This is a genomic window from Mycoplasmopsis agassizii, from assembly GCF_002272945.1.
Taxonomy (GTDB): Bacteria; Bacillota_I; Bacilli_A; order Mycoplasmatales; family Metamycoplasmataceae; genus Mycoplasmopsis_B; species Mycoplasmopsis_B agassizii.
On the sequence record NZ_NQMN01000001.1, the window covers coordinates 65,104 to 79,109 of the forward strand.

At 26.5% G+C, this 14,006-nt stretch carries 13 protein-coding genes and 1 other RNA gene; 5 read left to right on the forward strand and 9 right to left on the reverse strand.

Features of this window, described 5'->3' with window-relative positions; all coding sequences use genetic code 4:
* The first annotated feature begins 92 nt into the window (after positions 1 to 92).
* On the forward strand, positions 93 to 2,726 hold the full coding sequence (gene lon / locus CJF60_RS00245) for an endopeptidase La (protein ID WP_084232055.1): 2,634 nt from the start codon (positions 93 to 95) through the stop codon (positions 2,724 to 2,726).
* A 130-nt stretch (positions 2,727 to 2,856) separates the two neighbouring features.
* Here lon and plsY read toward each other — a convergent pair whose 3' ends face one another.
* The 6 genes from plsY to CJF60_RS00275 are packed head-to-tail and all read right to left on the reverse strand — an operon-like array spanning position 2,857 to position 9,009.
* Entirely contained in the window at positions 2,857 to 3,600 is a 744-nt protein-coding gene (gene plsY, locus CJF60_RS00250) for a glycerol-3-phosphate 1-O-acyltransferase PlsY (RefSeq protein ID WP_084232056.1), read from the reverse strand.
* A complete protein-coding gene (locus CJF60_RS00255) occupies positions 3,590 to 4,621 on the reverse strand; it encodes a nicotinate phosphoribosyltransferase (protein ID WP_084232057.1) in 1,032 nt (343 codons plus the stop codon). Before CJF60_RS00255 ends, plsY begins: the two co-directional genes overlap by 11 nt.
* A gap of 7 nt (positions 4,622 to 4,628) precedes the next feature.
* Positions 4,629 to 6,221: a hypothetical protein gene (locus CJF60_RS00260; protein WP_084232058.1), complete on the reverse strand. Its 1,593-nt coding sequence runs from the start codon at positions 6,219 to 6,221 to the stop codon at positions 4,629 to 4,631.
* Entirely contained in the window at positions 6,214 to 7,164 is a 951-nt protein-coding gene (gene holA, locus CJF60_RS00265) for a DNA polymerase III subunit delta (RefSeq protein ID WP_084232059.1), read from the reverse strand. Before holA ends, CJF60_RS00260 begins: the two co-directional genes overlap by 8 nt.
* 46 nt (positions 7,165 to 7,210) lie before the next feature.
* Entirely contained in the window at positions 7,211 to 8,587 is a 1,377-nt protein-coding gene (locus CJF60_RS05440) for an MAG0480 family ComEC-like protein (protein ID WP_084232060.1), read from the reverse strand.
* Positions 8,512 to 9,009 (reverse strand): MAG0490 family ComEA-like DNA-binding protein, encoded by a 498-nt coding sequence (locus tag CJF60_RS00275; RefSeq protein WP_084232061.1) that lies wholly within the window; start codon positions 9,007 to 9,009, stop codon positions 8,512 to 8,514. The genes CJF60_RS05440 and CJF60_RS00275 overlap by 76 nt, the downstream gene beginning before the upstream one ends.
* A 38-nt stretch (positions 9,010 to 9,047) precedes the next feature.
* On the opposite strand from CJF60_RS00275, the gene rnpB reads away from it, so the two are divergent.
* From rnpB to pgsA, 3 genes are all read left to right on the forward strand, one after another.
* Positions 9,048 to 9,335: RNase P RNA component class B (gene rnpB / locus CJF60_RS00280), an RNA gene on the forward strand.
* A gap of 78 nt (positions 9,336 to 9,413) precedes the next feature.
* Entirely contained in the window at positions 9,414 to 9,929 is a 516-nt protein-coding gene (locus CJF60_RS00285) for an MHJ_0274 family protein (RefSeq protein WP_084232062.1), read from the forward strand.
* Positions 9,913 to 10,554: a CDP-diacylglycerol--glycerol-3-phosphate 3-phosphatidyltransferase gene (gene pgsA, locus CJF60_RS00290; RefSeq protein WP_084232063.1), complete on the forward strand. Its 642-nt coding sequence runs from the start codon at positions 9,913 to 9,915 to the stop codon at positions 10,552 to 10,554. The genes CJF60_RS00285 and pgsA overlap by 17 nt, the downstream gene beginning before the upstream one ends.
* Before the next feature lie 16 nt (positions 10,555 to 10,570).
* Here pgsA and CJF60_RS00295 read toward each other — a convergent pair whose 3' ends face one another.
* Together CJF60_RS00295 and CJF60_RS00300 are read right to left on the reverse strand one after the other, a co-directional pair.
* Positions 10,571 to 11,869, reverse strand: coding sequence for a hypothetical protein (locus tag CJF60_RS00295; RefSeq protein ID WP_084232064.1), 1,299 nt, complete (start codon positions 11,867 to 11,869; stop codon positions 10,571 to 10,573).
* A gap of 8 nt (positions 11,870 to 11,877) precedes the next feature.
* Positions 11,878 to 12,756, reverse strand: coding sequence for a nucleotidyltransferase family protein (locus CJF60_RS00300; RefSeq protein ID WP_084232065.1), 879 nt, complete (start codon positions 12,754 to 12,756; stop codon positions 11,878 to 11,880).
* A gap of 40 nt (positions 12,757 to 12,796) precedes the next feature.
* On the opposite strand from CJF60_RS00300, the gene mutM reads away from it, so the two are divergent.
* Positions 12,797 to 13,621, forward strand: coding sequence for a DNA-formamidopyrimidine glycosylase (mutM, locus tag CJF60_RS00305; RefSeq protein ID WP_084232066.1), 825 nt, complete (start codon positions 12,797 to 12,799; stop codon positions 13,619 to 13,621).
* Here the strand turns inward: mutM and CJF60_RS00310 are convergent.
* Positions 13,616 to 14,005 carry a hypothetical protein gene (locus CJF60_RS00310; protein ID WP_084232067.1) on the reverse strand — a complete coding sequence of 130 codons (390 nt, stop codon included), beginning with the start codon at positions 14,003 to 14,005 and terminating at the stop codon, positions 13,616 to 13,618. The two genes, mutM and CJF60_RS00310, sit on opposite strands and share 6 nt — an antisense overlap.
* Position 14,006 lies beyond the last annotated feature (1 nt).

Here is a 14,006-nt window from a genome sequence, read left to right on the forward strand (position 1 = left end):
AATTAAAAAAATATTTAAATAATATTAGCACTCTGCCCTTGAAAGTGCTAATATTATTTATATTATAAAGAAATTTCATATTAAGGAGACTTATGATTAAACCAGTTATAGCCACCAGAGGCTTATTACTTTTACAATTTGTTGAACTTGAATTTCAAGTCGGTAGACCTGCAAGTATTAGTGCACTAAGACTTGCGCAAAATAATTACAATAACGAAATTGTGCTTGCTTCACAAGTTCAAAGCGATAACGATGTTGTCGAAACAGTGAGTGATTTACACAAAGTTGGATTCTTAAGCAAAATCATTTCAAGTAAAGAAGAAGAAGGCATTTTCAAGGTCACAGTTTTACCTTTTAAACGTGTTTCAATTGTTAACTTATTTGTTGATGAATCTAATGCTAAACATAAAACAATGGTTGAAATCCAAGATTTCAACATTAACGTTTCAGATGTTTCTAAAGCTAAAGCAATTTTAAAAAGTTTGATTAACTGAACCGAAGATAAAGATGTTAAAATTGATCCTAATTTAAGACTTAAATTTTCAAAGTTACAAAAACGTTTTAAAGATAAAAAAGCAATTGACTTTGAAAATATTGATGTTTGATTTCAACCTTTAGAAAATTCAAATGACTTAGAAGACTACACTAGTTTTTTAAATCCAATTCTAGTTTCTAGTTATTTTGTTGATGTTTTAAAACCAGATGATGATTGAGTTAAAAAGTATAATTCATATCTTGACTGAGTCGAACAAGCTGACCGCTTGATCTTATTAGTGACTTCAAAAGTACATGAAAGTGAAGTTGAAAACGACATTGAAAAGCGTTTAAAAAACACTTTAAATAAACAACAAAGAGAATTCTTATTAAGAGAAAAACTAAAAGCAATTCGCAACGAACTAGGCGAAGAAAATAGCGATGAAGATAGTATTTTTGAAGAATATTCTGAAGATAAAGAAGAAAGCGAAGACAAAGAACCTAACGTTGAAAACGATGATAAAAACGTTAAGAAAAACCGTTATCCACGTTCAATTATTAAGTTAATTGCCAACGAAAAATCTAAGTTAAAAGGCATGATGTCTTCAAGTCCTGATGCTAATATTTCACGTAACTACATCGACTTATTAAAAGAATTACCTTGAAGAAAAGTCTTAGTTGATGATCTAGATATTGCTAAAACTAAAGAGATTCTAGATAGAGGTCACTACGGTCTTAAAGAAGTTAAAGAACGTGTTTTAGAATATATTGCAATTCTTATCAACAATAATAAAAAACACGATAAGAGCAAGAAATTCTTAAAAATTGATGACACTCATAACGTTGATTTAGAACTTTTTGAAGAAAATGAAGATGATTATGAAAGAAAAAGCTTCAATAATGTACCTATTTTAACCTTAGTAGGGCCTCCAGGTACAGGAAAAACATCTTTAGCTAAATCAGTTGCTGAAGCTCTAGGTAAAAAGTTTGTCAAAATTTCTCTAGGGGGAATTAAGGATGAATCAGAAATTAGAGGGCACAGAAGAACCTATGTAGGTGCTCTTCCAGGAAAAATTATTGCTGCTATTAAGCGTGCAAAAGTATCTAACCCAATCATCTTATTAGATGAAATTGATAAGATGACTTCACAAGCACAAGCTAACCGTGGTGATGCTTCAGCAGCGATGCTAGAGGTTTTAGATCCAGAACAAAACCACAAATTTCAAGATCATTATCTAGAACATGAATATGACTTATCAAAAGTTATTTTCATCGCAACTGCTAACTACTATGAAGACATTCCTGCACCTTTATTAGACCGTGTGGAAATCATTAATTTAAGTAGTTACACAATTTTAGAAAAAGTTCAAATTGCTCGTAACTATTTAATTGATAAAGTAAGAGCAGATGCTTCTTTGGAAGAGCGTCATTTTAAAATCTCTGACGATGTTTTAAAATACATTATCAACCACTATACTTTAGAAGCTGGTGTACGTAATTTAAGAAGAATTCTTGATAAGGTTGCTCGTAAAATCGTTGTTAAGTTATTGAATTCAGAAATCAAAGATGAAGATGAATTTGAAATTACTGAAGATGTTGCTTTTGAATTATTAGGAGTACATCGCTTCAGTAATGAAGTTAATGACAAAGAACCTCAAATCGGTTCAATCAACGGTTTAGCTTATACTTCTTATGGTGGAAGCACCTTAAAAATTGAAGTTAATTTATACCCTGGAAAAGGTAAAATTTCCTTAACAGGTCGCTTAAAAGATGTGATGCAAGAATCAGCACAAACAGCCCTTTCTTATGTAAGATCAAACGCTGAGAAGTTCAATATTCCTAAAGACTTTTCTTGAGAATCTTATGACATTCACATTCACGTACCTGCAGGAGCAATCCCTAAAGATGGTCCTAGTGCTGGTGTAACTTTTACAACTGCAATCATTAGTGCCGTAACTAGAAGAGCGGTTAGTCAAACAGTTGGAATGACTGGTGAAATCACTTTACGTGGTAAAGTTTTAGCAATTGGTGGACTGAAAGAAAAATCAATTGCTGCTCATAAATTTGGTGTTAAAACTGTCTTTATTCCCCATGATAATGAAAAAGATTTAATCGAAGTACCTGATGAAGTTAAGAATGAATTAACTTACATACCAGTTAAAGAATATGATGAAATCTTTAATCATTTATTTGCAGGAGTAACTTCAAACCCACTTGAGACTTTGCGCCCTAAAGAGCAAAGCAAACAATAAAATAAGAACAAGAAAAAAAATAGAGCGAGTAAAACTGCTCTATTTTTTTGTAACTAAATTTATTTTGTGCTTATTAGCAAAAAATAAAAAAATCTGCTAAAGCAGACTTTTTCGCAAATTAACTTATTAATTAAGCACTTTTCTTACGTAAACTGATTGGCTTTTCAGTTTTATTAATTAATCTTTTAATATTTGAATGGTGCATTCCAATAATAATTGAAGCTGCTGCTAAGAAAGTTAAACCTGAAACTAAAGCAGCTATAGGATAACCTGAATCTAAATATAAGAAAGCATTATGGGGTATTAAATAACTCAAACTTTCAATGCCACTATAAGCCATTCAAGGTAAAAAGAATAAAGGTATTACTAAGAAGTTAGCTAAAATTGTTGCTAAAGAAACAATTTTTTTATAAAACATTAAACTAATTCATAAAGCAGCGCCGATTAAGAACAATAAAACATTAACTGTTAAAAACATTCCAACAACTGTGGCTGCTCCTTTACCACCTTTAAATTTAAAAAAGACAGTAAAGATATGACCAAGGACAATTCCAAAAGCAGCAATTTGAGGATAAATATTAACCATTGGATTAAGTCTAAGATCGCTATGAGTATTAATAATATAAATAAATAACGAGAATAAATAAACCCTGAAAATATCTCAAGCAAAAATTGCTCCACCAACTTTTACACCAAAACGTCTGGTAATGTTGGTAGAACCAGCATTACCAGAACCATGTTTTCTAATATCATCTTTAAAGATGAATTTAGAAACCAAGATTGAAGTATTTAAACTACCTCAAAGATAACCTAGTAAAAACGCCACTAAGTTATAAATAACTAAATAACCAATATCACTCATATTATTTACCATACACCTTTAATTTTGAACTATCTCGATAAAAACGCCCAACCTTAGCTAGGTGTTTGCCGTTAATTTTAACGGCATCAGCGCTGAAATGATTCTTAATCTCTAAAATATATTCACCAACTCCATATGAATCAACTGGTGCGTTTTGTGCTTCAAATTCAGCGATTCTAGTAGGTGTAAAACCACTCGAAACAACGATTTTCACGTGCTCACCACCATTAGCATCTAATGACTTTCTTAGGTTTTTAATCTGCCTAACTGTCACACCAAATTCTTTGTCGCTTTCGTTAAACATTTTATCCATCACTGACTTAGATGTATCAACACGCACTGCTTTTAAGTCGCCTTTTAAAGCTTCTAAAACCTTTAAAGAATCGCTAATGACATCGTTATTAAAATCAACTAAAGCAACCAAATAGTCATCTTCAGGATAAAGTTCTTTGTAATAAAGCATTGCCTTGACAACATCACCTTCAAATGCTTGGATTAAAACATGGGGAATAGAACCAAAAACTAATTCAGGTCGATTCTGTGAAGTTGCTGTTGTAGGATGAGCCTTAATACCTGCTAAAATCGCAGCCTTACCATCTCTAATTTGGTTACTATAATGGTCGCTTCGATCAGACATAAAAATAATTTCTTTTTTACCAGCTGCTTTGATGCAGTGTCTAATATTAGTTGCAACAGAAGTAGCACGAGCTAAAATGCTATCGATAATACCTTCATAAGTTCCAAAATATTCATACTTACCTTCAAGTTCTAAAACGATGTCCATTGAATTAATAATGGTGCCATCTTCTAGATACTTAATCTTGTACTTACTTGTATCAGTATATTTTTCAAGCAGTTCCAAAACTTCTTCCATACCTGCTAGCATTGCATCATCACCACGCTGAAAAAATTGCAAGGTAGTAATTGCATCAGGCAAAGCGTGTTTGATAATTCCTTCTGCTTTAAAAAAATAATTTGCTGCATAGTATAAAGGGTGTTTAGGGTCTAAATTTTTTTCATTTACTTTCTTCATGCTTCTCCTATTTTAAAACTGTATTATAAATTGTATTTACAAAGTCAGCTTCTGAATTGTTGATTTTTTCAATTAAAACTAGAGTTTCAAAAGGTTCTAATTTTTTAGGAACCTCGTGATATTTTTTTCTAGTATAACTAGAGACTAAAATCTTGCTTGTCTTTTTCAATTTAACATTTTGAAATGAATGTTCTAAATTAGAAATAATTCTTAATTTGAAAAAAGGTGTCTTAATTAAAATATTAACTAAAAAAATATTTTTACTTTTAATTGAAAAAGAATATTGTGAATTTTGAATTAAATCTTGGTAGGATTTATTTTCATTTAAACTTACTAATTTTTTGAAAAAATTCAAGTTTGAATTTTCATCTTCTCATTGTGATTTAACATTTATCTTTTCAATGTTTTTTAAATTAGTATTTTTATTTTGATCCTTATTTCAAATCATTTCGTAGTTTAAATTTTCAGTATAAAATTTATTAAATGAATTGAAAAACTCATCAAGTTCAATTCCATTATTTAATAATTTATGTTTGATTTCATTTAGTTCAAAATCGTTAATTTTATTAACGAATTCTTCCTTCATATTTAGTAGTCCAATTTCTTGTCCAAAATAAATTTTCTTATCTCTATTATTAATTAAATTTAAAATTAATAAAGATCTAACTGACTCATTAAAAAAAGAATTTTCATTTCCTCAAAGTGAAGTTATTCTGCTTACTCATGGAGATTGAAGAGCAACAATATTTTTTTCTGAATTCAGTGCAGCACCAAAATAAGAAGCAAATTTTTTGTAATTTATTTCATGATAAATTGGATAACCATATTTGTAATTTTTATTTAAAGAAGCAAAAGATGTATCGATTAAATAGTCAAAAAATTCTTCATGATTTAATTTTTTTAGGTTTAAATAATTTCAATTTAAAATTTCACTTTCTCAAACAACAGTGAAATCTTTCATTTCAGTTTTTATATTTGAATAGATTGCTTTTAATTGATTAGTTGTTTTGTCATTAAGAATTTTATCTCTTTCACGACTATATAAATATTCAAAATTATGAATGATAATGCCCCTAAAACCTGCATTATAGAAAAAGTTTACAATTTTTTTAAACTTTTTAATTGTCTCATTTGCAGACCAAGAAGATTCAAAATCAATAGTTTGTGTCTTAATAAAAAAAGATTCTGTTTGATATTCTTTTTCTTCTTTTTGCATGTTATTTAAAAAATCAACTCAGTTTTCTTTTCTCTGAATTGCTCTGCTTTTCATTTCTAAATAATTATTATAATTATCAAGATAGTTGCTTATTTCTTTAATTCTTTGCAAATCAATTTTTACTAATGGTTTAATTTTTTTAGTTCTTAAAATGGTTAACAGTTCTTTTAAATCACCAATTGTTCCGTGCTTAACTTCATTATCTTTTATGAAAGATAAATTAGGATCTGAATAATTTAATAAAGGATTTTCTAGTATTAAATTCTTAATTTGTAGTGATTCAAAATATTTTACAATTTTAATTATACCTTTATAAGATCCAGATTTATCTTTACTTTCTGAAGCAAAAACATTCTGCTTAATTTCATATCAAATTTTACTCATGTTCATCCTTAAAAATTTTTAATACAAATGCTTCTAAAATTATCTCAGGAGCAATTTTTGTGTTTTTAATTTGGAAGTCAACTTTATCTAATTCTTTAATTAAAGATTCGATTTTTTTTCTACCTCTGAATTTTAAAAACTCATAGATTTTTTTTCCGCGATATTCATTTAATTTTAATGAAGCGACAGCTTTAGAAAAACTGCCCTCACTTAAAATCGCATTATCTAATTCTATAGAAGTTATTAAAATATTTGAAATTTTACCTACAAGTTCAACTGCTTCACTATTGTAAGTTAGTTCTTTTTTAAAAGTAGAAAAAATTTCCTTTTTGTCATTAGTTGATAATGAATTTACAAAGCTAAAACCTGGGTCTTTCGCATATGATGAAAAAAAGTCATCAACCATTTCATAAGTAATTTTTTTATTTATGAATCTAAGTTTAGAAATTTCATTAACAATAATTTGCATTTCATTAGGTAAAACTGTAACTATATGATTAATCATTTTATGATCTAAATCTATACCATTTGCTTTTGCATAATCATAAATATATTTATTTAATTCAAAGCCTTCTAGTTTCTTAATGTTTTCAACCTTGAAATTCTTTTTTAAATAAGCATGTAACTTATTTTCTGATGTTATAAAAGGTGCAGAAATAATTAATGGGTATTGTTTGTATTTTATGATTGTTAAAAGTTTTGAATAATCAGAATCTTTAATAATTTTAGACTGTAAAAAAGTAGGTGACTTTAATCAAAAAATCTTTTTTTCAGAAAACAAGTCTGACTGTGTTATTTCATTAAATAAATAATCAAGATCAATATCAAGTGAATGAACTGTTAAGTTATATTGGTTATATTTTTCAGTAAGTAACTTATTAACTTTTTCATTAACTAGAAACTCATCTTCCCCCGTAAAGATAATCATGTTCTTATTATACATAAAGGGAAATTTTTCAAATCATTTTGTTGCCCAAAGTATTAAAAAATTAAGCAAGTTTTGCGTGCTTAATTTTTGGTTTGATGTTTTTAATTATTAAAATTGTTGAAAGTGAGAAAATTATGTAATAAGGCAAGTAAAATCACTTGTAAACATTACTTATTTCAATGTAGAAATTGATCTCAATAAACCTATTTATTAGCCAATCAAACATTTCAAATATAAAAGATAGAAAATCCTTTAAGTAAAAAAAGATTGCTGAAAAAATATAAATCACTCCAATTATAGGTGTTGCTAATAAAGTGAAAAAGTAAGCAAAGATAATAAATTTATTTGTAATTAAAACTATTAAAGGAACAGCCATAAAATATGTAGTTATGCTCATTATTAAAAACTTAATAATTTTATTTTTGTAATTTAATTTATTTAAAAATGAAATATAAAAAGACAAACCATAGCTAAAAATTAAAGCATCTCTAATTAAATAAAACGGATTTAAAATTAAAAATAAATTTAATGAAATTAAAATCAGAAAATAATGATTTATTTTTTTAGAAAATAAATATCTAAAAATTATGCTTAATAAATAAACTGTTGCATATCTAAAAATTGAAATATGAAATTCAAAAAATATTAATAAAAATATCACTATAAAAATAAAAGATAAATCAATATATTTTTGTTTCATCTTGAACAATTTAAAAATCTTAAAATAGACAAATTTTACAATTGATAAATGAAATCCTGAAATTATAACTAAATGCAAAAGTTGTAGATTTTGAAATTGCTGATATTCAAATTCATTTAAATTATTTACTTTTCCCAGATAAAAAAGAGACATATATTTTTGGTATATATCAGAGCCATTCGCAAAGTATTTTTTTAGTTCACTTTTAAAAGAAAATGAATCTGAAATCTTATTTAACTCAAAGTTTTTAATTTCGTAAAATACGTTTTCTGATTTTAAAAAATTACTAAAATTGTAATCATCAATATTAATTAATTGTAAATTGCCACTAATTTTTAAAATATCATATTCTTCTAAATCAAGATTAGATTTTAAAAAATATTTATAAATTCCTTTTTGAAGAATGTAGGAATTTTTAAATTTTCTAACTACCTTAAATTCACTGTTTAAATTTTTTTCAACATTATCTATTATAATTTTTAAAATCATAAAAATTAGAAAACAAATGATTAGTGAAAAAATAAAAACATACAAAAGATGCTTTTTCCTAAAAGTAATTAAGATAAAAAATAAATTAATTACAATAACTAGAAAACCTATTTTTAAAAATAGTTCAAATAAAGAAAATAAAATTGGTAATATCAGAGCAACGAAAACAAAAACTAAATTACGTAGATCTCCTTGATTTTTTCAAGTGATTTTGCACCAATGCCAGGAAGGTTTTCAACTTCTTCTCATGTATATGTAGTTTTACTATTTTTGTATTTTAGTAGCTCTGTAATCTGGTTACTTCTTAGACCTAGTTTTTTTAATGAAACTTCTGTGATGTCGGAAAAGTGGTTATTTTCTTTAAGATTTTTTAAGATGGTATAACTTTTACCATCAGTTAATAATTGGTCTAAATCTAAGCCTTTCATGGCACTATTAGCCTTAATTTTCACAGTGCTAAGTGCTTTTCTTAAACTAGTTGATTTATCAAAAATATATTTTCCAGGTTTTTCTACGTTACCTATAAAAGTTACAACAACTTTATCTTTTTCAACTGGTGTTTCTTTTTGTACAACTGGAAAAATTTGGTCTTTAAAAAAATAAACACCAACGGTTGCTGAAATTGCAACCAAAATTATTGAGGCAATTATTGCCTTATAAATTTTTCTCATAATTTTCTTTCACTTGATTAGTTTATGTATAATGTTAAAGCATCGGTCAATTGCTAGTAATTCTAGAGGAAAGTCCGCTCTAGCACAAGCTGCGATGCTTGTAGTGTTCGTGCAGGGTCTAATAAACCCTGACTTAGATGACTAGTGCCACAGAGACGAGAAATATGAAACGCGGTAAACTCCACGAGCTAGAAACCCAAATTATGGTAGGGGAATCGAAAACATATAACTGAATATGTTATCGGAATATGCAATTTGTAAAATTGCATGTTAGATAAATAATTGACGCAACCTTTATAAGGTTGAACAGAAAGCGGCTTATAGATGTAAAGCACTTCGGTGCTTTTTATTTTTTTAATTTTTTTGTGTAAAATATATAAACCGAGTAAACAAAGGAGTTGAATATGGATAACGCCGTCTTATATATCTTAGTAGGGATTATTTTATTTTTAATTTTTGCTTTTGTTGCTTACAACTTTATTAAAAAAGAATTACGTAAGCGCAAAATTAAAAAGAAAACTAATGAACTGGAACACGAAATTAATAAAAAATACTTCCAATACATTATTGAAATTAATTCATTAATTAATGAAAATGATGTAATCATGGATAAATTTTTTAAAAATCAAACTAATTTAAAAATGAGCATGATTGTCACAAGAAGTGACAAATATCTTGATAATTTAACTGATACAAAAATCTTTAAAATGTTCTTTTTACCTGATAAAAAATATCGCAGATTTGTAAGCGAATTAAATACTTTAATGGGTTACAAAAGTAATATGTGAAATAAAAAGATACCTGAAACTATTAAATGATTTAAAGATCAAAATGAAAGTATTTTAGGTACAGTTGATTTAAAAGATCTTGTTGAACAATATAGTGAAAAAACAAAGCTTCTTTATGCTGATAGCAAATAAAAATCTACCTAACTATTTAACAATTTTCAGATTGTTAATTGTTATACCTTACATTATTTTATTTTCTTTAATTGCTTATCGAATTAATTATCCTGGCAGTTTAATAATTGATTTAAAATCAATTTGGTCAGTCAACTTTATAATTTTTATAATAGCAATGATCACTGATTTTTTCGATGGGTATTTAGCACGTAAATACAAAAACGTATCCACTTTTGGAAAACTTTTTGATCCAATTGCTGACAAAATAATGATCAATACAACATTGATCTTTTTAGCTATTACAAATTTAACTTTTGCATGAGTTGTAGTTTTATTTATTTTGCGAGATATCGTAGTTGATGGTGCAAGAAATTTAATGGCTTCTAAAGGTGTAGAAGTAGCTGCATCAATTTGAGGTAAATTAAAAACAGTTTTTCAAACACTTGCAATTATTATTTTATTTGCAATTGCAATTCCTTTTTATGGTAATGATTTATTAATAGACCCAAATATTACTATTATGGCATTTGTAGCACTAATAAATATACCAACTTTTGTTGCTCTAATTATGTCTTATATATCAGGATATTTATATTTAAAACCTTTATTTAAGTACTTAAAAATATCTAGAAAATCAAACTAAACAATGAATAAAAAACTTACTGTTTTTTATTTTTTATTTCATTTAAAATTAGCTCTTTAGTATTTTCAGTATGAATAAAGTTAAGTAGTTTTTTATTGATAAATAAGTGATTAAAAACGAATAAGAAAATTCCAAAAATTTGAATTATTGGTTTCATAGGATTAGTTGCAATTTGTGCATTTGCTCAACTTGTGTTATGAGCAAATTCATTTCTTAGTGCACGAGAATCATCGAATTGATAGTGATTCTTAACTAGGAAATTTTTAAGTATTAATCTGATATCATCTGAAAAAATACTTAATCAAATATCAGGTTTACGGCTTATTAATAAGTCGTTTAATGAACGTGTTTTAATTTTAGTTACTTCGCTTGAATGATTTTCATGAATCAATAAAGCAGTTGATCTAATTAAACCTTCAATAATTTGTGAAGCTCTTGAAACACGGGAAAAATATAAGTCATTTTTAATTACTTTTGAAATCTGACTATTTAAAGACATTTTCAAAACATATAAATAACCTTTAATTTGTTCAACTAAAGAATTTTCTTTTTTGTTGTAATATTCAGTGCTGAAAAACTTTTCTAAAATACCAGCCATCTTAATCATTTTTTTAACAAACTTATTAAAAGATTCAGCTGTAGAAAGAATGTCATATGAAATATATGAATTAATTTCATCCGAAACATTATTAATAAAATTTAGTCTTTCAAGTGTAAAGAAATTAGCTTCATATTCTTGAAAACTCATGTTATTAAAATTATGATTTGATTCTATTTCAGGATCAAAGAATTTTGAAACCCATTTATATTTGCCTAAAATAGGGTCTTTTACGAAGAAGTGAGTGATACTAATAATTGAAGCATAATCACGGTCTTCATCATCTTGGTCGATTAAATTATTTAAATTAATTTCTGCAGTGTTGATGATTTTATTTTTAAAATCAAAAAAGGAATTATTAATTTTAACATTGTTACCTGCATTTAAAACTGGAGTAAGATCAGTTTTTAAAATCTCTAGTTGACTAGGTTCTTTTTTAACTGGTTCTTTATCAGGATTCATTAGGCGTTCATATTCATCCAAAATTTCCTGATTGACATTACTAAAAATTCTAAATTTGTTATAAATATAATTAAAGTCATTAGTTAAATTGGCTTGGTTGTTTTCTTGATTTAAAACTTTTTGTCTTAAAGTGTTTAAGCCATTTTTGATTAATTGATTTTCAGCTTTCAAACTCTGATTTTCTTTTAGTAAAGATTCAAGATTGTTTGTCTTTTTATTTGAAGGTTTTTTTATTTCTTTTTTAACACTACTCATACTCTTGATTAATAATCAATACCTTTCCCTTTTTTGATTTCTAAATAAAAATTTACCATTGCTCTTCTGACAAAAGATGCAGGCGTATATTTTGAAGTACATGCCTTTACAAACTCATTGTAAGATTTTGCATAAATATGTTTTTTAAATAAATTATATAGTTCTAAATTGATTTTTTTAATATAAAAATAACTATATTTTAAATTATTCAGAAATAGAGATTGAAAGATAAAATATCAATTTTGCATTAGTTCTGTTTCATTTTTTACATGCTTAAAAGCTGGTGTATATTTTTCGATGTTTTTATTTTCTAAAAACATTTTTCTAATATTCGTTGCACTAGTAATATTATCGATAGTTTCTTCAGAATTATAATCAACATTTCTTTTTAAAATTAAATAAGAAATGTTTAGATTTAATTTTTCAATTGCTTGAATATAAGAAATTGCTAAGATGTCATTTGACTTGATTGAAATATTTTTATTTTCCTTAAGCAAAGAAAAATAATTTTTATAATCACCTTCATCAATTTGTTCTTTTAAAATATCAGAAAGTTTTTTTAATTCTTCATAACTTCCTAATTCAGAACCAAAACTGATATGGGTTATATTATTTTCTCTAAATCTAGAAATTATTTTGCTTGCAAAAAAAGGTGCACCCTGAACTACTTCTTCATCAGTTAACCTAATAATTTGATCTGCTCCATATTGCAGAGAAAATTTTTTTCTAATTTCAAAATCAAGAATATTGATTGTTCCTCTTTGCGTAAAATAGTCACTAAGAAAAATTACTATCTCAGAATCAGGATAATTAGTTTTTAATCAATTCAGTTGTCTGATATGTCCATAATGAAAAGGGTTATATTCAGCAATGACAGCAATTTTCATATTAATTTAAATTTTAGCAAAATTACTTTAAAATTTAAGAATGCCTGAATTGCCAGAAGTAAGAGTTAACGCCTTCAAATTAAATGAAGCAGTTACAAACAAAACAATAGTTGACATCAAAGTTTGAAAGCCAAAACTGATTCAAGAAATCAATGAAGAAGAATTTAAAAGTAGTTTGATTGGTAAGCGAATCAAAAGTGTTTCTAATGTTTCTAAATTTTTAGTTTTTGAACTAACAGATGATACTTATATGCTAAGTCATTTAAGAATGACAGGTCAATATTTATTTTGAAATACACCTCCTGATTTTCTAGAACAACACATTCATATCATTTGATATTTTAGTGATGGTTCTCAACTTCAATACAAGGATTATCGAGCGTTTGGAACTTTTCATATTAGAAATAAACTTAATTTACTAAGCACAAAACCATTATCAATAATTGCTAAAGAGCCTCAAGAAATAGAACCAAATGATTTTTTTAAATTGACTAAAAAATCGTCAAAAGCTATTAAAACTTTTTTATTAGACCAAAGCAAAATTGCTGGTTTAGGAAATATTTATGCTAATGAAGTGCTTTGAGCCTGCAAAATTCATCCTAGCAAACTAGCTAGTGAAATATCTTTAAAAAACGTTAAAGATATTTTAAAATTTGCTGCCCAAATTATGGATGAATCGACAAAATTAGGGGGTTCAACAATTGATTCATATTCATCATTAAATAAACAAGAAGGAAGTTATCAAAACTTTTTACAAGTACATCTAAGAGATAAAAAAGAGTGTCGCAGATGTCATACAATCATTAAGAAATTTTCACTTAATGGTCGCAGTTCTTATTATTGCCCTAAAGAGCAAAAACTATAATTGCTCAGTTTTTGCTTCTTCAACTATTTTTCTGGGTCTAAGAAAAACAATTGTATGATCATCCATATTTTTTTCTAGAGATTCATAAATCATATGAAGAAGTTTTATTTTAATTCTTTCTTCGAAAAAATCACCTTCGACAATTTCATTTAGAATTAAATTATCTAGATGAATTTTTTCAATTTCATAACTAATATATCTATCGATATAATAATTTTGTTTCTGAGTTTTTAAGGAATAATTTCCTAGTGATTGATCTGTAAATAATTCATTAAAGAAATAACTTTTTTCATCTTCACTAATAATAATGATTTGATCAGTTTGTTGATTTTCTTTGAATTTGAAGTAACTTTTAATTTTAAGTGGGGTTAATAATGGAGCCATG